General features: G+C 64.1%; 16 protein-coding genes and 1 tRNA gene. 4 read left to right on the top strand and 13 right to left on the bottom strand.

Features of this window, described 5'->3' with window-relative positions; translation table 11 throughout:
* Positions 1–33: 33 nt before the first annotated feature.
* The 3 genes from AB1N67_RS19715 to bglX form a co-directional block, all read right to left on the bottom strand.
* Positions 34–1,368 (bottom strand): sigma-54 dependent transcriptional regulator, encoded by a 1,335-nt coding sequence (locus AB1N67_RS19715; RefSeq protein ID WP_043206438.1) that lies wholly within the window; start codon positions 1,366–1,368, stop codon positions 34–36.
* Complete coding sequence (locus AB1N67_RS19710; RefSeq protein WP_043206439.1) at positions 1,362–3,119, bottom strand: ATP-binding protein; 1,758 nt, start codon at positions 3,117–3,119, stop codon at positions 1,362–1,364. Before AB1N67_RS19710 ends, AB1N67_RS19715 begins: the two co-directional genes overlap by 7 nt.
* Positions 3,120–3,236: 117 nt before the next feature.
* Positions 3,237–5,528, bottom strand: coding sequence for a beta-glucosidase BglX (bglX, locus tag AB1N67_RS19705; RefSeq protein ID WP_043206527.1), 2,292 nt, complete (start codon positions 5,526–5,528; stop codon positions 3,237–3,239).
* 228 nt (positions 5,529–5,756) lie between these two features.
* Between bglX and AB1N67_RS19700 the strand changes: the two genes are divergently transcribed.
* A complete protein-coding gene (locus tag AB1N67_RS19700; protein WP_070574840.1) occupies positions 5,757–6,374 on the top strand; it encodes a TPM domain-containing protein in 618 nt (205 codons plus the stop codon).
* Positions 6,375–6,479: 105 nt separating this feature from the next.
* Positions 6,480–7,697 carry an SAM-dependent methyltransferase gene (locus AB1N67_RS19695; RefSeq protein WP_102081805.1) on the top strand — a complete coding sequence of 406 codons (1,218 nt, stop codon included), beginning with the start codon at positions 6,480–6,482 and terminating at the stop codon, positions 7,695–7,697.
* A gap of 41 nt (positions 7,698–7,738) precedes the next feature.
* Here the strand turns inward: AB1N67_RS19695 and AB1N67_RS19690 are convergent, their stop codons facing one another.
* From AB1N67_RS19690 to AB1N67_RS19665, 6 genes are all read right to left on the bottom strand, one after another.
* Positions 7,739–8,755, bottom strand: coding sequence for a DUF4917 family protein (locus tag AB1N67_RS19690; protein ID WP_043206441.1), 1,017 nt, complete (start codon positions 8,753–8,755; stop codon positions 7,739–7,741).
* A 132-nt stretch (positions 8,756–8,887) separates the two neighbouring features.
* Entirely contained in the window at positions 8,888–10,591 is a 1,704-nt protein-coding gene (locus AB1N67_RS19685) for a SulP family inorganic anion transporter (protein ID WP_102081806.1), read from the bottom strand.
* Positions 10,592–10,897: 306 nt separating this feature from the next.
* A tRNA-Gly gene (locus AB1N67_RS19680) sits at positions 10,898–10,971 on the bottom strand.
* 117 nt (positions 10,972–11,088) lie between these two features.
* Positions 11,089–11,973, bottom strand: coding sequence for an alpha/beta fold hydrolase (locus AB1N67_RS19675; protein ID WP_102081807.1), 885 nt, complete (start codon positions 11,971–11,973; stop codon positions 11,089–11,091).
* 368 nt (positions 11,974–12,341) lie between these two features.
* Positions 12,342–13,034 carry a pseudouridine synthase gene (locus AB1N67_RS19670; protein ID WP_102081808.1) on the bottom strand — a complete coding sequence of 231 codons (693 nt, stop codon included), beginning with the start codon at positions 13,032–13,034 and terminating at the stop codon, positions 12,342–12,344.
* 25 nt (positions 13,035–13,059) lie between these two features.
* A complete protein-coding gene (locus AB1N67_RS19665; RefSeq protein ID WP_102081809.1) occupies positions 13,060–13,281 on the bottom strand; it encodes a cysteine-rich CWC family protein in 222 nt (73 codons plus the stop codon).
* A gap of 202 nt (positions 13,282–13,483) precedes the next feature.
* Here AB1N67_RS19665 and AB1N67_RS19660 point away from each other — a divergent pair, with 202 nt between their 5' ends.
* A complete protein-coding gene (locus AB1N67_RS19660) occupies positions 13,484–13,957 on the top strand; it encodes a hypothetical protein (RefSeq protein ID WP_090344996.1) in 474 nt (157 codons plus the stop codon).
* A 39-nt stretch (positions 13,958–13,996) separates the two neighbouring features.
* On the opposite strand, the gene AB1N67_RS19655 is transcribed toward AB1N67_RS19660, so the two are convergent.
* Positions 13,997–15,103, bottom strand: coding sequence for an enoyl-CoA hydratase/isomerase family protein (locus tag AB1N67_RS19655; protein ID WP_102081810.1), 1,107 nt, complete (start codon positions 15,101–15,103; stop codon positions 13,997–13,999).
* Positions 15,104–15,228: 125 nt separating this feature from the next.
* Here AB1N67_RS19655 and ung point away from each other — a divergent pair, with 125 nt between their 5' ends.
* Positions 15,229–15,921 (top strand): uracil-DNA glycosylase, encoded by a 693-nt coding sequence (gene ung / locus AB1N67_RS19650; protein WP_043206451.1) that lies wholly within the window; start codon positions 15,229–15,231, stop codon positions 15,919–15,921.
* A gap of 93 nt (positions 15,922–16,014) precedes the next feature.
* Here the strand turns inward: ung and AB1N67_RS19645 are convergent, their stop codons facing one another.
* The 3 genes from AB1N67_RS19645 to AB1N67_RS19635 are packed head-to-tail and all read right to left on the bottom strand — an operon-like array spanning position 16,015 to position 19,012.
* Entirely contained in the window at positions 16,015–17,043 is a 1,029-nt protein-coding gene (locus AB1N67_RS19645) for an AbrB family transcriptional regulator (RefSeq protein ID WP_070574875.1), read from the bottom strand.
* On the bottom strand, positions 17,036–18,550 hold the full coding sequence (locus tag AB1N67_RS19640; protein ID WP_043206453.1) for a tripartite tricarboxylate transporter permease: 1,515 nt from the start codon (positions 18,548–18,550) through the stop codon (positions 17,036–17,038). Before AB1N67_RS19640 ends, AB1N67_RS19645 begins: the two co-directional genes overlap by 8 nt.
* 3 nt (positions 18,551–18,553) lie before the next feature.
* A complete protein-coding gene (locus AB1N67_RS19635) occupies positions 18,554–19,012 on the bottom strand; it encodes a tripartite tricarboxylate transporter TctB family protein (RefSeq protein ID WP_043206454.1) in 459 nt (152 codons plus the stop codon).
* Positions 19,013–19,041: the final 29 nt, after the last annotated feature.

Below are 19,041 nucleotides of genomic sequence, written 5' to 3'. Positions count from 1 at the left end.
CTCATCGGCCATGATGGCTAGGCAAAAAACCGCTCATTCGCGCTCGAGAAAATCGTCCCGCACCAGCCCATGACGCTGCATCTTTTCGTTGAGTGTCCGCCGAGGCAGTTGCAAGGCCTCCATCACGGCCTTGATCTCACCCTTGTACTGTCGCAGCGCGGCGCGCAGGCACTGTGCCTCGAACGCCTCCATCTGGCCGGCGAGCGATTGCCCTGCGGCGCTGGCCTCGACGCTCGGCGCGCCCAGCCCCAGGGCGTGGCGCTCGGCGGCATTGGCCAGCTCGCGCACATTGCCTGGCCAATCATGGGCCAGCAGTTGCGCCAACTGCCCACCGCTCACCGGCGGGGCCGTGCGGCCCAGGCGCTCGGCGGCAGCGCGGGCAAAGTGTTCGAACAACAGGGGGATGTCCTCGCGCCGTTCGCGCAGTGGTGCCAGGCGCAGTTCGGCGACGTTCAGACGGTACGCCAGGTCTTCGCGAAAGCGTCCGGCGCGGGCTTCTTCGAGCAGGTCCGGTTTGGTGGCGGCGATAATGCGCAGGTCGACACTGATGCTCTGGTTGGCGCCCAGGCGCTCCAGCTTCTGCTCCTGAATCACCCGCAGCAGTTTGGCCTGCTGGGCCAGCGGCATGCTCTCGATCTCATCGAGAAACACGGTTCCCCCGTTGGCATATTCCAGCTTGCCGATGCGCTTGCCCTGGGCGCCGGTGAAGGCGCCACTCTCGTGTCCGAACAGCTCGGCCTCGAACAGCGTTTCAGGAATCGCCGCGCAGTTGAGGGCGACGAAGGGCTTGTCGGCGCGCGGACCGAAGTCGTGCAGGCAACGGGCCACACGTTCCTTGCCGCTGCCGGTTTCGCCGCGGATCAACACGTTGACCGGCAGGCTGGCCAGGTCCAGCACCTGCCGGCGCAGGCTCTGCAAGCCTTGGGACATGCCCAGCAGGGTGTTTTCCAGGCGCGCCTTGAGATCGGCCTGCTGGTGCAGGCGACGGTTCTCCAGCACCAACTGGCGTTTCTCCAGGGCGCGGCGCAGGCTGCCGAGCAGGGTCTGCGGCGTAAAGGGTTTTTCCAGAAAGTCATAGGCGCCGTTGCGCATGGCCTCGACGGCCATGGGCACGTCGCCATGGCCGGTGAGCAGGATCACCGGAAGGTCCGGGTCCAGTGCCTGCAGCCGTTCGAGCAGTTGCAGGCCATCGATGCCGGGCATGCGCACATCGCTGACGATCACGCCTGGGAAGTGTTCCGGCAATTGGGCCAGGCACTCTTCGGCGCGGGCGAACAGTTGCACGCTGAAGCCCGAAAGGCTCAGCCACTGCTGCACCGCGGTGCGGATGCTGGCTTCATCATCGACGACGATCACCGAATTCAACATACAGGCTCCAGGTCGCGGGGCAAGGTAAGGCTCAGGCGGGCGCCACCGGGCAGGTTTTCGGCCTGCAACTGGCCGCCGGCCTCATGGACGATGCCATAAGAGATCGCCAGACCCAGGCCGAGCCCTTCGCCGACCGGTTTGGTGGTGAAGAACGGATCGAAGATTCGGGCCAGATCCGCCTGGGGGATACCGCCGCCGGAGTCCAGCACGCTCAGGCGCCACTGACCATCATCGGCTTCGATTCGGATCTCCAGGCGTTTGTAACGCTTGTCGGCCATGGCGTCGAGGGCATTGCGCAACAGGTTGATCAACACTTGCTCGAGGCGGATCGCATCGCCCCTGACCCACGCGGGGCGCGCCAGGTACAGCGCCACTTCGACGCCCTCGCCACGGATGCGGGCATCGAGCAGGTGCAACGCCTGGTCGACCACGGTGGCCAGGTCCAGGCGCTCGCGTAGCCCGCCGGGGCTGTTGCGGGCAAAGGTCTTGAGATGGCCGGTCAGTGCCGCCATGCGCGTGAGCATCTGCTCCAGCGGCTCCAGGGCCTGCCGGGCCTCGTCGTAGCGACCGTGGTCGAGCAGCAGGCGCAGGGTCTCGAGCTGCATGCGCTGGGTGGTCAGGGGCTGGTTGATTTCATGGGCCAGAGCCGCCGACATTTGCCCCAGGGCCGCAAGCTTGGCTGACTGCACCAGGCCCTCTTGGGCGGTGCGCAGTTCGCGGGTGCGCTCTTCGACCAGGCGCTTGAGTTCGTTGCGGCTGCGCTGGCGCAGGCGTGCCAGGCGCAGGCGCTGGCTGACGAACAGTGCGGCGAACACCAGGCTCAGCCAGATCGCCGCCGCAGTCAGGGCGGCGTTGCGTCCGTCGGCGCTGACCTGGGGCTTACGCAGCAGATGCAAGGTCCAGCCTTCTGCCTCCAGCGGCAGGCTTTCCCACAGGTAGTCGACGCTGCCATCCGGGCCTTGCACGCGGCTCAAATGGCTGTTGGCGCCGAAGTCGGTCAGCACCTGATGCTGCAGGGGGACCAAGGGTTGCTTGTCGTACTGGCGGGTCTCGGCAAGCTCGGCGCGGTCGGCTGGGGAAATTGGCTGTAGCTCACGGTAGCGCCAGCCGTCCTGGTTGGCGATGAAGGTGATGCCTCGGGCATCGCTGACCAACAGGATGTCGCTGCCTTGGCGCCATTCGCGCTCAAGTTCGGGGAACTCCAGTTTGACCACCATGGCGCCGAGGAAGCGTCCCTGTTCGTCGGTGACCGCGTTGGCCAGGAAGTAGCCTGGTACGCCACTGGTGACACCGACCGCGTAGAAGCGGCCGCTGCCGTGGCTGCGGGTCTGCTTGAAATAGGGGCGAAAGCCGTAGTTGGAGCCGACATAGGTCGTCGGCAGCCGCCAGTTGCTGGCCGCGATGGCCAAGCCCGTGCGATCGAGCAACTCCAGGGTGGAGGAGTTGGCGGCGCCGTTGATGCGTTCGAGCTTGCGGTTCAGGGCGTCCTGCACCTGTTCGGTGACCGGGCCGCGCAAGGCCGCGATCAGCTCCGGGTCCAGCGCCAGTACGGCGGGCAGGGCACGGTAGCGCTCGATCAGGGTGTGCAGGGCATTGGCGTAGAGGGTCAGTTGCTGGCTGGCCCGACGTGCGTCGGTCTCCATCGACTGGCGCTTGGCCTGGTGCATCGCCCAGCCAGCGCTGAGCGCGGTGCCGATGACAATCACCAGGACGATCAGGGCCAGACGCAAGGTTCGGAAGGAAAATAGCATGCGGCTGATCCTTGGCCTGTGCTGGGTGTGTTTAAGGTTTTTCACGCAGACTGTGGGCGCGGGTAAACCCACGCCCACAGGGCTGTGCTTAGGGCGCAACCCTGCGGGCGGAAGTTGTCACAGCAACTCGAAGCTCTGCTGCTGCACAGCCTCGGAGTCGAGGCCGACCTGGACATTGAACTGCCCCGGCTCTGCGACCCGTTGCAGCTGGCCATTGTAGAACTTCAGATCATCCTCGCTGATGCGGAAGGTCAAGGTGCGCGACTCGCCAGCCTTGAGCATCAGTTTCTGGAAGTTTTTCAGTTCTTTGACCGGGCGGCTCATGGAAGCGCTGACATCCTGAACGTAGAGCTGGACCACGGTTTCGCCGTCGCGCTTGCCGGTGTTCTTCACCGTCACCTTGGCCTCCAGCGTGCCGCCACGCTTGAGCTGCTGGCTACCCAACGACAGGCCGGACAGTTCGAAGCTGCTGTAGCTCAGGCCATAGCCGAACGGGTAGAGCGGGCCGTTGGGCTCCTCGAAGTACTGCGAGGTGTAGTTGCCTGGCTTGCCCGGAGTGTATGGCCGGCCGATGCGCATGTGGTTGTAGTACATCGGGATTTGCCCGACCGAACGCGGGAAGGTGATCGCCAGCTTGCCGGACGGGTTGTAGTCGCCGAACAGTACATCGGCGATCGCGTTGCCGCCTTCGGTGCCGCTGAACCAGGTTTCCAGCAATGCGTCGGCCTGCTCACGCTCCCAGGCCAGCGACAGCGGGCGGCCGTTCATCAACACCAGTACCAAAGGCTTGCCGGTAGCCTTCAGCGCCTTGATCAAGTCACGCTGCACTGCCGGGATTTCCAGCGTGGTACGGCTGGAGGATTCGTGGGACATGCCGCGAGACTCGCCGACCACCGCCACCACCACATCCGATTGTTTGGCGGCCTTGACCGCTTCGTCGATCAGCACGGCGGCTGGACGCGGGTCGTCGACGATCTCGGGCGCGGCGAAGTTGAGGAAGTTCAGGTAGTCGAAGATGGCCTTGTCGCCGGTGACGTTCGAGCCTTTGGCGTAAAGCAGCTTGGCCTTGCCCTCCAAGGCGCGGCGCAGGCCTTCGCGTACGGTCACAGAGTGTTCCGGTTTGCCGTCGGCGGCCCAACTGCCCATCATGTCGATTGGTGCATCGGCCAGAGGGCCGACCAAGGCGATGGTGCCGGCCTTCTTCAGAGGCAGGGTCTGGTCGCGGTTTTCCAGCAGGACCAGGCTGCGGCGTGCCACGTCACGGGCGGCTTCGCGGTGCAGGCGGCTTTCAGCGTAGTAATCCTTGACGTCGTTTTCGGCCTTGCCGATGCGCACGTACGGGTCCTTGAACAGGCCCATGTCGTACTTGGCGCCCAGCACTTCGCGCACGGCCTGGTTCAGTTCGGCCTGGGTCACTTCACCGGACTTGAGCAGGCCGGGCAGTTCCTCGCCGTAGAGCGTGTCGTTCATGCTCATGTCGATACCGGCCTTGATGGCCAGCTTGGCGGCTTCGCGACCGTCCTGGGCCACGCCATGGCGGATCAGTTCCTGGATGGCGCCGTGGTCGCTGATGGTCACACCCTTGAAGCCCCACTCCTTGCGCAGCAGGTCGTTCATCAGCCAGGTGTTGGAGGTGGCCGGCACGCCATTGATCGAGTTCAGTGCGACCATCACGCCACCGGCGCCGGCCTCCAGGCTGGCGCGGTAGGGCGGCAGGTAGTCGTTGTACATCTTCGGCAGGCTCATATCGACTGTGTTGTAGTCGCGCCCGCCTTCCACCGCGCCGTACAGGGCGAAGTGCTTGACGATGGCCATGATGCTGTCGGGTTCGGCCGGGCTGGTGCCCTGGAATGCCTTGACCATTACCTGGCCGATTTTCGAAGTGAGATAGGTGTCCTCACCGAAGCCCTCGCTGGTGCGGCCCCAGCGTGGGTCGCGGGCGATATCGACCATCGGGCCGAAGGTCATGTCCAGGGAGTCGGCGGCCGCCTCGATCGCCGAGGTGCGGCCGACCTTGGCAATGGCGTCCATGTCCCAAGTCGCCGCCAGGCCCAGGCCGATCGGGAAAATGGTGCGCTCGCCATGGATGGTGTCGTAGGCGAAGAACATCGGGATCTTCAGGCGGCTGCGCATAGCAGCGTCCTGCATCGGCCGGTTCTCGGGGGCAGTGCGCGAGTTGAAGGTGCCGCCGATGCGTCCGGCCGCGATTTCTTCACGGATCTTCTCGCGGGGCATTTCCGGGCCGATGCTGATCAGGCGCAACTGGCCGATCTTCTCGGCCTCGGTCATCTGGCCGATCAGGTGTTCGATGAACGCCTGCTTGTCCTGCAGCGGCGGTGCGGAGGTGGCGGCCAGGGCCGCCTGACTGGCAAGGCCCATGGCCAGGCCCAGCAAAGACAGTTTCATCATGAATTCCATTGTCGTGGCCCCTTGCCGTATCCAGGGGGATACGTGCACGGCCGGAGTTTTTCTTGGCGGCTATTGTTGTACAGTTCGCCGGGCTTCACTTGGCTGATCGGCCCTGCCTGGTCCAATGCAGCGGCGGATTATGCCTTATATGGCGGGCATCATGAGATACACTTCCCGCCGACCGGCTGTCGGGACAACAACAATAAGAACGATCGAGAGACCCATGGCATGACTGTCTTCAACGAATACGAGCAGCGCCAGATTGCCGAGGCCATCGCTCGGGCCGAGCAACGCACCGATGCGGAACTGGTGACCGTGCTGGCGCGCCGCGCGGACGATTACGCCTACTTGCCCCTGCTATGGGCCGCGCTGCTGGCTTTGGCCATACCGGGCCTGGCGCACATGGCCTTGGGGTGGCCTGATTTGCGCAGCCTGTTGGTGGTCCAGGTAGTGACGTTCGTCGGCCTGTGCCTGCTGCTGCGCAATCCACGTTTGGCCAGCCGCCTGGTCCCGCGCCTGTTGCGTCAGCGCCGCGCCTCGGGCCTGGCTCGGCAACAGTTTCTCGAGCTCAACTTGCAACACACCGCCGGTGCTACCGGGGTGCTGATCTTCGTCAGCGAGGCCGAGCGACATGTGGAGATCCTGGTCGACGAGGGCATTGCCCGGCATCTGCCCGAGCAGCCGTGGGATGCCATCATCGCCCGCTTTACCGAGCAGGTGTGCCAGGGCCAGACCCTGCAGGGCTTCGTCGATTGCATCGAAGCCTGTGGCGAGCTGCTAAGCGAACACGTACCGCCGACCTTCGCGCGCAACGAGCTACCCAACCGCCTGGTGATCCTGGACTGAGCCGCGTCCATCGATTAAAGCTTCGCGCTGGCCGGGCATCGACGTAAAATGCCGGCCATTGCGCGCTGCGCGCCCCCCCCCCGCGATTCGAGGCACCCACTTTCCATGTCCGCCACTCCCTCCGCTACCACCGCGCCGGATGCGCGTGCCCAGTTCCTGGCTTTGCTGGCCGATGCCTTGCAGGCCGGTACCCTGGTCAAGCTGGTGCTGGCGCGCCATGTCGGCGTTGACCAGACCCTTCAGCGGATCATCGCCAAGCCTTTACAGGTCAAGGGCCAGGACTGCCTGTCGCTGGTCTACCGCCACCAGACCCGTGACATTACCCGCAACCTGCCGCTGGAGCAGGCCCAGACGCTGGTGGCCGAGCTGTTGCCCGAGTGTTTTCGCAATGCCCATCTGTTCACCGCCGAGGGCGAGGTGCAGCTGGGTTTCAGCAAAAAGGGCAAGCCGATGCTCCAGCGCCACATCGCCCAACCTGCCCGTGAACAGGCTGCCACTACCCATGATCGGGAGAAGAAGCGCTACCTGGAGCTGTCGCGGCCGTTCTTGCGCGATTTAGGAGTGACCGATGCCCAGGGCGCGTTGATTCCGTCCATGTCGCGCAAGTGGAAGCAGATCAACAAGTTCATCGAGGTCTTCGACCACGCCCTGGCCAGCGCACCCCTGACCATGGACCAGCCGCTACGGGTGGCGGATTTTGGTTCGGGCAAGGGCTACCTGACCTTCGCCATGCACGACTACCTGCGCAACAGCCTGGTGCGTGAAGCCCTGGTGACCGGTGTCGAGCTGCGTCAGGACATGGTCGACCTGTGCAACGCCGCTGCCGCGCGGCTGGAGCACCCTGGCCTTGAGTTCCAGTGCGGCGACGTGCGCAGCGTGGTGCCCGAAGCCATCGAGGTGATGATCGCGTTGCACGCCTGCGACATTGCCACCGACTACGCCATCCATACCGGCATCCGTTGCAACGCCGCGATCATCATGTGCTCGCCGTGTTGCCACAAGCAGATCCGCCCGCAACTGCACAGCCCAGGCCTGCTCCAGCCGATGTTGCAGTACGGCCTGCACCTCGGCCAGCAGGCCGAGATGCTCACCGACAGCCTACGCGCCCTTTACCTCGAGGCCTGCGGCTACGAGACCAAGGTGTTCGAGTTCATCTCCCTGGAGCACACCAACAAGAACAAGATGATTCTGGCGGTCAAGCGCCGGCAGGCGGGGGACAACACCGCATTGCTGGCCAAGATCGAGCAGCTGAAGGCGTTCTATGGCGTGAAGGAGCATTGCCTGGAGACGTTGTTGCGTCAGGATGGGTTGCTCGCCGCTTGACCTGTCTTGGGGTGTACAGCAGCCCATGACAGGTGGAGCATTCATCTGGGTCGGGCGTGTTCTGCCGGCCCCACGATTGCCAACGCCGGGTTGCCCAGCGGGTGGCTGGCGGCGTCGAAGAAGTGCACGGCCGTTCCTGGCAGGTCGGCGAAGCGCTGCATGAAATGCTGCTTCTGGTTGATGATCGACGCCTCGCTCAAGGGGCGGATGGCGATCGACAGGTGCGTGGGCCGGGCTTGGCGAATGGCCTCGAGCAGGTGCTGATCGCTGGCGTCCAGATGCTGGCCGAACAGGCATAGGCCCTCGCGTTCCCCGGACAGTTGGCCCAACCCCCACGACAGGTAGTCCGAGGCGCGGATGGCGCGCAGTTTTTCTTCGCTGCGGCTCTCGTTGACGAACAGCGGCACTTCCCCCGGAATGTTCACGGCAAAGCCTTCGAGCAGCTCGGCGCATTCGGCGCTGCGCTGGCGGGTGGTGCCGTCGGGGAGTTTGAGCAGGTGCAGCCCGCCGTGCAGATGAACGATGCGGATGCCTTCGGTCGCGGTGCGGCGCACATCGAAGAAGCCCTGCTCGTCGAACAGCGTGGCGAAGCCTTCCGGCGCCTGATTGACAGCCCAAGGCAGGAGCAGGTCGTAGTTACTGGTGTAGACGTTGCGGTAGCTGCGCAGAGCCTGGTTGATCGTCGCCAAGGTGTCGCTCGGCACGCGCGTCCAGGGCAGGTGCACGGCGCGCGTGGCGTGGATCAGGGCTTCCTTGATCGAGTAGTAGCGGTTCAGTGGCGCGGTGGAGTTGATGGCCAGCGCGGCATTGGCGCGTACGGTGGTGTTCAGGGTGCTGAGCACCGGCTCGAACAGCTCGGTACCCAGGGACTTGAACAGCGCCTGGTCGCTTACGCCCAAGGCCTTGTGACGGACCCGCTGGGCCTCCTCGAACAGCGAGAAGTAGCCGAACGGCTTCCACACGGCACGGCTGGCGCCGTTGCCCACCAGCAGGGCAGTGCAGGGATGGCGGTCATTGAGCGCCTGCCAGGAGGGCAGGTGGGCATCGAGAGAAGGCATGGCAGGTCCATTGGGCAAGGCGAGGAACGCGGGGACTTTAGCATGCCGCAGCCTTGATGCGGGACGCGCACCGCGCTTGCCTAGGCCAGGCCTCCCCAGCGCGTGCCTGCTCGTGACCGGGCCACGGACTGCTTACGGTTCGAGTACCGGATGTCGGCGTGTGCGGTTGCGCCACACCCGATACGCCCGAATTCCTGCACGCACCGAGCCGAACAGCAGCTTTTCTTCCATTTCCCGCGCCATGCCTGAGCGCACCAGCATGCGCAGGAAGTTGCCACGGGCGCGGGCGATGGCGAAGTAGATACCTTGGGCGGCGAGGGTGTCGCGCACTTCGCGCAGGGCGGCGACGCCGCTGACGTCGATGCTGGTCACCGCCTCGGCGTCGAACAGTACGGCCTGGGGCTTGCTCTCACCTTGGACGGCATCGAGCAGGCGCATCTTGAAGTAGTCGGCGTTGAAAAACAGGATCGCGTCGTCGAAGCGATACACCACAAGGCCCGGCACCGTCCGCGCTTCGGGGTGATGGCGAACGTCGACCTGGCCCTCGACGCCGGGCAGCCAGCCAAGGACGGCGTCGGTGGGCTGATAGATGCTGTACAGCAGGCGCAGGATCGCCAGGGTCACGGCGAAGATGATCCCAGGCAGCACACCCAGACTGAGGACGCCGGCGGTGGTGAGCAGGCACAGCCAGAATTCGAAGCGGCTGAGCTTGTGGATCTTGCTCAGGGACTTCACATCGATCAGCCCCCAGCCGGCCATCAACAAGACGGCGCCCAGCGCCGCCTGGGGAATCCACGCCATGGGGGCGGTGAAGAACAGCAGAATCAAGGCGATCACCAGCGCGGCGATGATGCCGACCAGTTGGCTCTTGCCTCCGACCATGTCGTTGACCGCCGTGCGCGAGTCGGCGCCGCTGATGGCAAAGCCCTGGGACATCCCCGCCGCCAGGTTGCTCACGCCGAGGGCAACGAACTCGTGGTTGGCATTGATCGCATAGCCGTGGCGGGCGGCGAAGCTGCGAGCGGTGAGCATCGCGCTGCAGAAACTGACGGTGGCGATGCCCAGGGCATCGCGCAACAGGCTTTTGGTTTCCGCCAGGGTGCTTTGCGGCCATGCCAGCTCCGGAATGCCCGCTGGCACCGGGCCGAGAATGGCGACGCCGAAGCGGTCGAGGCCGAACAGGCCGGCCAGCAACGTGAATACCGCCACGGTCACCAGCGCTGCCGGCAAGCGGGGGTAGCGTCGCGGCAGCCAGACCAGCAGGCCCAGGCCGACCAGGCCGATGGCCAGGGTCAGCCAGTGGATCTCGCCCAGGCGCTGGAGAAAGTTGATCAGGCTAAGGATGAAACCGTCGCCTTCGATCTTGAACCCCACCACCTTGCTCATCTGCCCGGCGATCAGACTCAGGCCGATACCGTTGAGATAGCCGATCAGGATGGGACGCGAGAAGAAGCTGGCGATGAAGCCCGCCCGCGCGACGCCGGCGGCGATCAGCATCATGCCGACCAGCACCGTGACGATCACCGAAAGCTCGGCGATGCGGTGCGGATCGCCCATCGCCAGTGGGGCGACGGCGCCTGCGATCATGGCGCAAGTAGCGGCGTCCGGGCCGACCATGAGTTGGCGGGAGCTGCCGACCAGGGCATAGACGATCATCGGCAGCACGCAGGCGTATAGCCCGTACTGGGGTGGCAGGCCGACGATCTGGGCGTAGGCGATGGCAATGGGGATCTGGATCGCGGCCACCGAAAGGCCGGCCTGAAGGTCAGCGTGGAACCACTCGCGGCGGTAGTGCAGCAGATTGGCCAGGCCCGGTAGCCAGCGGGAGAGAAACATGCACGCATCCTGGGAAATGTTTCGGGGTGCTGATCAGCATAAGTGTCCTGAGGCCGCTTCGCTTGCGAGCCCACGGACAGCATTCAAGCTGATCGGGTCGATGATGGCTATGGGCTAGGTCAAGAACAGCGGAGATTGGGCAGCGAAAGGGAGGTTCACAATCCCGGAAGCTGTCGGAGCCTGCGATGGATAGCGGCCTTTGGATTGTCCAGGACTACGTAGATACGAACAGGCGCGCCTCGCGATAGGCGATGGGGGCTTGTATTGATTAAGGCTGGATCGGCGCGGGCTGCGCCTGGAGGAAAGTGGAGCGGGTAGAGGGAATCGAACCCTCACCGATAGCTTGGGAAGCTATAGTTGTACCATTCAACTATACCCGCTTCAGAAGCCGACATTTTTACCAGAACACGCCAGTCATGAGAAGCCCGGCCGTGCAAAAAGGCCTGTCGGCGACGTGTAGCCCGGGGCACTACAAGGGCTAGACGTCGCCGAACCACTCAGATAGCCAGTGCATGCTGCCCCTGTACGTAGTGACTGCGTTGACGGGGTTGGCGCAGCGTCGGGTTGAGGAAGCCAAGCATCGCGGCGCGGGTGTCCTCGCACGCGCTCTTGTGCTCGATATCCAGGAAGTGACCGGCATCGCGGATGACGCTGAAATGGCTTTGGACCACGTGCTGGCTGAAATGCCGCGCATCCTCGACGGTGGTGTACTCGTCACGGTCGCCATTGATGAACAGCACCGGGATGTCGATGTTGCGCGCCGATTTCAGGGCTCGCTCCAGATCATGATCCAGCACCTGGTTGATGTGGAAGTGCATTTGCGCGTACTCATGGCTGTCCAGGCTGCTCACATGGCGGTAGTTGAAGCGCTTGAACAGCGACGGCAGGTACTTGCCGATGGTGTCGTTGACCAGGTTGCCCACCTGGTAGCGGTCGCAGGCGGCCAGGTACTGGCAACCGCGCGCCAGGTAGTCGCGCATTGGCTCGTTGATGATCGGCGAGAACGAACTGACCACGGCCTTCTTCACCCGGCTCGGCTGGTGCGCCAGCGCCAGCAGGGCACAGGCACCGCCCCAGGAGAACGACATCACATGGTCGGCCTGGAAGTGCTCGATCATCTCCAGGAGAATGTGCGCCTCGGTCTCCTTGGTGATCAGCCGTTCCTGATGGTTGTGCGGCTTGGACTTGCCAGCATAGGGCTGGTCGTACAACACAACGTTGAAATGCGGGTGCAGGCTGCGCACCGTCTGGGCGAAAGAGGCCGTTGTGGCCAGCGATCCGTTGATCAGGATGATCGTCTTCTCTGCTGCTTCCGCGCGATAGAACTCCGTGTAAACCCGATACTGACCTTGGATATCAAGCACAGCGATTTCTGGCCTCATGTCATCGACTCCTGGCGCAAAAAGGGTATTCGCGTGACCTAGGGTGCACGTTGTTTATGACAGGTAGGCATACGCCTGGAAGAGAAACCGGGGGCCCTTGTGTCGATCCATGGCACGGTCGTCGACGGTATTTGTTCTAGGTGGGCGGTTTGCCGTGCCCCAGGGCATCGAGACCCTGGGTGACCGGCAAAAGGCGTCTTGGACTGCAATCGTGACCGATAAGTCACATGCGGACCGACGAGTTTGATTCAAGCAGCAGGGTGGCGATCTCGCAAGTGCCGTTCAGGGGGATGGCACGAGAAAAACAACGGGATGAACCTGTCTATACCGCTCTATGCAGGGGCCCACCTGCGCAGAGGCTTCGAGGTTCAGACCGAGGCGATCTCTTCGGCCGTCAGTTCACGATACTCACCCGGAGCCAAAGCAGGATCCAGGCCAATGTAGCCCATCCGCTCCCGGTGCAGCCCCACCACCTTGTTGTCGAAGTGCCCGAACATGCGCTTTACCTGGTGATAGCGGCCTTCGACGATTGCCAGCCGCGCCTGGCGCGGTCCGAGAATGTCCAGTTGCGCGGGGAGGGTGGTGAGATCCTCGAAGGCGAAGTAGAAGCCTTCGCGGAACTTGGCCACGTAGTGCTCGCCGATCTCGTCTTCGGTCTGGACGTGATAGATCTTCGGCAGCTTGGTCTTGGGCTGGGTCAGGCGCCGCGACCATTGACCGTCGTTGGTCAGGATCATCAACCCGGTGGTGTTGTAGTCCAGGCGGCCAGCGATGTGCAGGTCTTCGCGCAGTTCGGCCGGCAGCAGGTCTAGCACGGTAGGGTGCTGTGGATCCTGGGTGGCGCTGACGCAGCCGCTGGGCTTGTGCAGCATGAGGTAGCGCGCCGGGCGACCGGCTTGGAGTACTTGCTCGTCCACTTCGACCCGGCTGAATTCGCGTACTTCCTGGCGCGGGTCGGTGGCAACCATGCCATCGACGCGCACGCGCTGTTGCACCAGCAGCAGGCGGACCTGCTGGCGGTTGTAGCAGGGCAAGTTGGCGAGAAAACGATCAAGACGCATGGCACTGAGCGGTTCGAAAAAAGGGCTAGCGGTTGGACGCTGATTGCGCCGCCTTGAGCTGGTCATCGACCTCGGCGCATCGAGGACACAGGCAAGCCTTGTTGCGCAATTCGTCGGGCAGCGCCCTGAGCGCGGCCGGATCGATGGTGACGGTGAAACACCAGCAGGGCTGCGGGGCGAGGCGTGGGTCGGCCAGGCTGCACTGATTCAGGGCGCCACAGGCCGGGCAGCGCTGTTTGTCGTTCATGTCGGATCCAGACGTCTAGGTAGCAGGCATTCTACCGGTTATGGCGACAGGGTGTTTCCGGCTGTCGGCAACCTGTTTCAATTCATTGCGAAAATGGCACTGCACCCGGGCGCAACGGTCTTATTCGGTGTCGATGTACGTATTGCCATCGATGCTCGCCAGCGCCGCTGTGCCGGGCACTCCCGCGGTCCAGGAGGCCGCCATGTACCTACGAATTCTGCTGATCGCCTTGTTGGCACTCCTCACCAGCGCCTGCGTCCCTTACTACGAGGACGGAGGTTACTACCGCTCGGGTTACTACCGCTCGGACTACTACTCAAGCGACCGCGACTATTATCCGGGCTATTATCGTCAGGATCGTTACTACATCAGCCAGCCGCGCTACTACCAGAGCGCGCCTCGCTACTATCAACCCGCACCTCGTTATTACCGCCCGGCGCCCACGCCCCACTATCGGCCTTACCCGGGGCATCAGGTGAATCAATGGCATGGCAATCCGCGCAACGACTATGGCAACCGTCATCGCTATGACTATGGGCGGGACCGGGACCGTCATGACTATCGCAACGACAATCGCCGGCCGCAGAACGACCGTTGGCATTCCAATGGTCGAGGCGACAACAATCGTCGTCATGATGGCAGGCACGGGGACGACGGTCGTAACTGGCGGCGTTGATCACCGGGCTTGAGCCCGGTCTGCCTGCCGGAGCGGCGCTCATTCCAGATCAGCCAGGGGATGGCGCCCCTCCCAGACTTTGGTGAAATGCGCCTCGACCACCGCCGCTGGCACCTGGGCGATGTCCGGCCAGTGCCAGCGTGGCTGGTTGTCCTTGTCCAGCAAACGGGCACGCACGCCCTCGCTGAACTCCGGGTGACGGCAGCAGTTCAGGCTCATGGTGAATTCCATCTGGAACACTTGGGCCAGCGACAGGTATTTGGCCCGGCGGATCTGCTCCCACACCAAGTGCGCGGTCAGCGGACAGCCCTCGTGCAAGCGTCGGCCGGCCTCGGCCAGCAGTGGGTCGGCATGACGGCTCAGGTCGGATAACGCCCGCCAGGCGGCAACAGGGTCGGCTACGTCGAGCAGCTCGTCGATCAATGCCCGGCGCGGCAACCACTGGGCTTCGGGCAGGTCGGCGCAGGCCCGGTGCTGTTCGGCCTTGAGCAGGCTGTTCAGCTGTAGGGCGGTCTGCTCCTGCCAATTCAGTTGCAGCAGTTCCTCGATCAGGGCTTCTTGCTGATGCTCGCCCAGCAGGCGATCAGCCAGGCCAAGGTCCAGGGCGTCGCGGGCGTTGATCGGCGCGCCAGTCAGCCCAAGGAACAGGCCGAGCTTGCCGGGCAGGCGGGAAAGGAACCAGCTGGCGCCGACGTCCGGATACAGCCCGATGCTGATTTCCGGCATGGCCAGCCGGCAGCTGGGAGTGACGATGCGGATGCCCGCGGCCTGCAGAAGGCCCATCCCCCCGCCGAGCACGTGGCCATGCCCCCAGCACAGCAAGGGCTTGGGATAGGTGTGCAGGCGATAATCGAGCCGGTACTCGGCGGCGAAGAAGGTGGCGGCCAGGGGCGGGACGCTACCGGGGTGGTCGCGGCAGGCCTGGACCAGCGCACGTACATCGCCGCCTGCACAGAACGCCTTGGGCCCGCTGCCGCGCAGCAGCACGCAGACGATGCCCGGATCGTTGGCCCAGGCGCGCAGGCGCTCATCGAGGACCTCGATCATAGGCAGGTTCAGGGCATTGAGCGCCTTGGGCGCATCCAGGGTGGCGATGCCGATGCGCGCGCCATCGGCGCCTGTGAGTACCTCGCATTGAATGGACATGGGCGACCTCGTGTAGTCATCGCACAAGTATGGACCCCACAGACGATCATGGCGGTCGTCGGTCGGATCGATTGACAAGGCCGGGCGGCTTACCTAGTGTCGCGCCATTGTTTACGGATGGCCCCATGACTGACGACGATCGCATCAAACTCGAACCCGGCTGGAAGGCCGCGTTGCGCGCCGAGTTCGACCAACCCTACATGCACAAGCTGCGCGAGTTCCTGCGCGAGGAATATGCGGCGGGCAAGGAGATCTACCCGCCGGGGCCGCTGATCTTCAACGCGCTCAATTCCACGCCGCTGGACAAGGTGAAGGTGGTGATCCTCGGCCAGGACCCGTACCACGGGCCAGGCCAGGCCCATGGCCTGTGCTTCTCGGTGCAGCCTGGCGTGCCGACGCCGCCGTCGCTGGTGAACATCTACAAAGAGCTGCACCGCGACCTCAACTTGCCGATTCCCAACCATGGTTACCTGCAAAGCTGGGCGGAGCAGGGGGTGTTGCTGCTCAACACCACCATGACCGTGCAACGCGGCAACGCGGCCTCCCACGCCAACGCGGGCTGGCAGCCATTCACCGATCGGGTCATCCAGGTGGTCAGCGAGCAGTGCGAAAACGTGGTGTTCCTGCTGTGGGGCTCGCATGCCCAGAGCAAGCAGAAGCTGATCGACGGCACTCGGCACCTGGTACTCAAGTCGGTGCACCCGTCGCCGCTGTCGGCGTATCGGGGCTTCTTCGGATGCGGGCATTTCAGCCGCACCAACAGCTTCCTCGAGCAGCGTGGGCTGGCGCCGATCAACTGGTCGTTGCCGCCGCTCTGAAAAAACGTGTGGCCTTCTTCGCGGGAACGCTCCCACAGGGGCGGCGATAAGCCTTGTGGGAGCGGGTTTACCCGCGAAGAAAACTGCACGCCGTCACGGTCGGTTCGTGTTCCAGCGCCGGAACAACGGCTCGGCCAGAAACAGCACGAACAGCAACCTCATCACCTGCAGTGCCGTCACCAACGGTACCGACAGCTGCAAGGTCTCGGCCGTCAGGCTCATTTCGGCGATACCGCCAGGCATCATTCCCAGGGTCAGCGAGCGCAGGTCCAGTTGGGTCATCACACTCAACACCCAGGCCGCGCTGGCGGCGATCAACATGCACAGGAAGGTCGCCAGCAAGGTCCGCCCCAGGAAGGACGGCGCCCGGCGAAAGAACGCCCGGTTGAAGTGGCAGGCCAGGCCACTGCCGATCAGCCACTGTCCGATCTGGCTGGCGCCGGGCGGCAGGGCGATCTGCAGGTTCCCCGCCAGGCTCACGCAGGCGGCAATCAACAGCGGACCGAACAGCCACGGGTTGGGCTGGCGCAGGCGCTGCCAGATCAACGCGGCCAACACACCAAACGGCGCGATCAGGGTCAGCCAGCCCCAACTGACGCTGCCTGCGTGGGTCAGCGGCACGCCATCGCCGAGCAAGAACTTGAACAGCGCCGGCACGCACAGCACCACTGCCAACACCCGCAGGCTCTGGGCTGCGGCCACCTGGCTGAGCACCGCACCGTTGCGTGCGCCCAGGTTGACCATCTCACCCGAGCCCCCCGGCATGCTGGCGAAGAACGCCGTGGCGCGGTCTTCACCGGTACGCCTGAGCAGCCAGACGCTGATCACTGCTGACAACGTGGTGAACAGTGCCCCGAAGAAGATCAGACCAAAGTGGCTGGCCACTTGCTCGATGACCGCTGGGGTGAAGTGCAGGCCGATACCGATGCCGATGATCCACTGCCCGCACTTGCGGCCATTGGGGATTTCCGACAGCTGCCAGGGTGTCAGGCAGCGCACCAGGATGATTGCCAACAACGAGCCGACCATCCACGGCAAAGGCCAGCCGACCTTGCTGGCGAGAAACCCGCCAGCAAGACCGACCAGCCCGGTAGCCCAGAACGGCGGTGACCGATCAGGCATCGGCCATCGCCCGACGCTGCAGGCTACGTTTACGCCAGCTGCGCAGCAACGGCAGGGTCAGCATGCAGAAGGTCAGCACCCACACCGACATGCTGATCGGGCTCGACCAGAGGATGCCCAGCTCGCCGTTGGAGATCGATAGTGCGCGGCGCAGGTTCTGCTCCATCAGCCCGCCCAGGATGAAGCCGAGCAGAATCGGCGACAGCGGGAAGTCCAGCTTGCGCAGGATGTAGCCCATGATGCCGATGCCGACCATCAGGAACAGATCGAAGGTGGTCGCATGCACGGCGTACACGCCGATCCCGGTGATGATCGCGATCACCGGCACCAGCGCCCAATTCGGCACGGCGAGGATGCGGGTGAAGATGCGGATCATCGGAATGTTCAGGATCACCAGCATGATGTTGGCGATGAACAGCGAGGCGATCAGCCCCCAGACAATGTCAGGTTGCTGTTCGAACAGCAGCGGGCCTGGGGTGATGTTGTACAGGGTCAGTGCACCGATCATCACCGCGGTGGTGCCGGAACCCGGCACGCCCAGGGTCAGCATCGGCACCAGGGCGCCGCAGCAGGAGGCGCCGATGGCGGTTTCCGGAGCGGCCAGGCCGCGCGCGTCGCCCTTGCCGAACTTGCCCTTGTCGCCAGCGATGCGTTTCTCGGTCATGTAGGCCACGGCACTGGCCAGGGTCGCGCCGGCGCCGGGCAGTACGCCCATGACGAAGCCCAGCAGGCCGCAGCGCAGGTTGACGATGAACACCGAAGCGGCTTCCTTGAGGTTGAACAGCATGCGCCCAGTGGCCTTCACCGCTTCGTGGCCATGGTGGGTCTTTTCCAGCAACAGCAAGATCTCGCTGATGGAGAACAGACCCAGTACCAGCACCACGAACTGGATGCCATCGGCCAGGTGCACGCTGTCGCCGGTAAAGCGGTACACGCCGCTGTTGGCGTCGATGCCGACGCTGGACAGGAACAGGCCGATCAGCGCGGCGATGAAAGTCTTAAGTGGTTTGTCGCCGGCCATGCCGCCCAGGGCGACGATGGCGAACACCATCAACACGAAGTATTCGGCGGGCCCGAAGGCGATCGCCCATTTCGCCAGCAGCGGAGCGAATAGCACCATGCCGCAGGTGGCGATGAAGGCGCCGATGAACGAGCTCCACGCCGACAGCGACAGAGCGACGCCGGCCAGGCCTTGGCGGGCCATGGGGTAGCCGTCAAGGGTGGTCATCACGGTGGAGGCTTCGCCGGGAATGTTCAGCAGGATCGAGCTGATCCTTCCGCCATACTCGCAGCCGAGGTAGACCGCGGCCAGCAGGATCAGCGCCGATTCAGGTGGCAGGCCCAGGGCAAAGGCGATGGGGATCAGCAGTGCCACACCATTGATCGGCCCAAGGCCCGGCAGCAGGCCGACCACGGTGCCGATGAGGGTGCCGGTCAGGGCGGTGACCAGGTTGTACGGGCTCAGGGCGACGCCGAAGCCCTGGCCCAGATAGCTCAAGGTATCCATGTGTCAGTTCTCCAGTACATCCAGCAGGCCGAGGGGCAGAGGTACATCCATCACGCGGTCGAACAGCCAGTAGAGCAGCAGGCTCATGGCGCCCACCACGATCAGACTGTGCAGCCAGCGCCCGCCATACAGGCGTGCCATGGGTACGCCGACGAGTACGGCGCTGAGGATGAAACCGAGCGACTCGAAGGTGCTCGCGAAGACGATCAGCAGGCCCACACAGCCGCTGATCTTGACCAGGGTTTCACGGTCCAGTGGCGGTTCGTCGTCCTTGCGCACGATGGGCGTTGGGCGAACGGCCAGGTAGAGCAGAGCCACGCCCATCAGGCCGAGCATCAGCAAGGGATAGGCCCGTGGACCTACAGGCTCGTAGGAAAACGCAGCCTGGTACGGCCAGGCCATCACGGCCAGGGCGGCGCATACCGCCAGCAGAGCCAGGGCAAAAATGCGTTGCAGGATCATGAGGGAATCCTCGGAATTGTTCGGTACGG

Source organism: Pseudomonas guariconensis (assembly GCF_040822035.1).
GTDB lineage: Bacteria > Pseudomonadota > Gammaproteobacteria > Pseudomonadales > Pseudomonadaceae > Aquipseudomonas > Aquipseudomonas guariconensis.
The sequence above is the reverse complement of the archived record's forward strand: the minus strand, read 5'-3'. Positions and strand labels throughout refer to the sequence as shown.

Coding starts and splice junctions, on each gene's coding strand:
- AB1N67_RS19715 (WP_043206438.1), bottom strand. CDS start 1,368: ATGTTGAATTCGGTGATCGTCGTCGATGATGAAGCCAGCATCCGCACC.
- AB1N67_RS19710 (WP_043206439.1), bottom strand. CDS start 3,119: ATGCTATTTTCCTTCCGAACCTTGCGTCTGGCCCTGATCGTCCTGGTG.
- bglX (WP_043206527.1), bottom strand. CDS start 5,528: ATGATGAAACTGTCTTTGCTGGGCCTGGCCATGGGCCTTGCCAGTCAG.
- AB1N67_RS19700 (WP_070574840.1), top strand. CDS start 5,757: ATGACTGTCTTCAACGAATACGAGCAGCGCCAGATTGCCGAGGCCATC.
- AB1N67_RS19695 (WP_102081805.1), top strand. CDS start 6,480: ATGTCCGCCACTCCCTCCGCTACCACCGCGCCGGATGCGCGTGCCCAG.
- AB1N67_RS19690 (WP_043206441.1), bottom strand. CDS start 8,755: ATGCCTTCTCTCGATGCCCACCTGCCCTCCTGGCAGGCGCTCAATGAC.
- AB1N67_RS19685 (WP_102081806.1), bottom strand. CDS start 10,591: ATGTTTCTCTCCCGCTGGCTACCGGGCCTGGCCAATCTGCTGCACTAC.
- AB1N67_RS19675 (WP_102081807.1), bottom strand. CDS start 11,973: ATGAGGCCAGAAATCGCTGTGCTTGATATCCAAGGTCAGTATCGGGTT.
- AB1N67_RS19670 (WP_102081808.1), bottom strand. CDS start 13,034: ATGCGTCTTGATCGTTTTCTCGCCAACTTGCCCTGCTACAACCGCCAG.
- AB1N67_RS19665 (WP_102081809.1), bottom strand. CDS start 13,281: ATGAACGACAAACAGCGCTGCCCGGCCTGTGGCGCCCTGAATCAGTGC.
- AB1N67_RS19660 (WP_090344996.1), top strand. CDS start 13,484: ATGTACCTACGAATTCTGCTGATCGCCTTGTTGGCACTCCTCACCAGC.
- AB1N67_RS19655 (WP_102081810.1), bottom strand. CDS start 15,103: ATGTCCATTCAATGCGAGGTACTCACAGGCGCCGATGGCGCGCGCATC.
- ung (WP_043206451.1), top strand. CDS start 15,229: ATGACTGACGACGATCGCATCAAACTCGAACCCGGCTGGAAGGCCGCG.
- AB1N67_RS19645 (WP_070574875.1), bottom strand. CDS start 17,043: ATGCCTGATCGGTCACCGCCGTTCTGGGCTACCGGGCTGGTCGGTCTT.
- AB1N67_RS19640 (WP_043206453.1), bottom strand. CDS start 18,550: ATGGATACCTTGAGCTATCTGGGCCAGGGCTTCGGCGTCGCCCTGAGC.
- AB1N67_RS19635 (WP_043206454.1), bottom strand. CDS start 19,012: ATGATCCTGCAACGCATTTTTGCCCTGGCTCTGCTGGCGGTATGCGCC.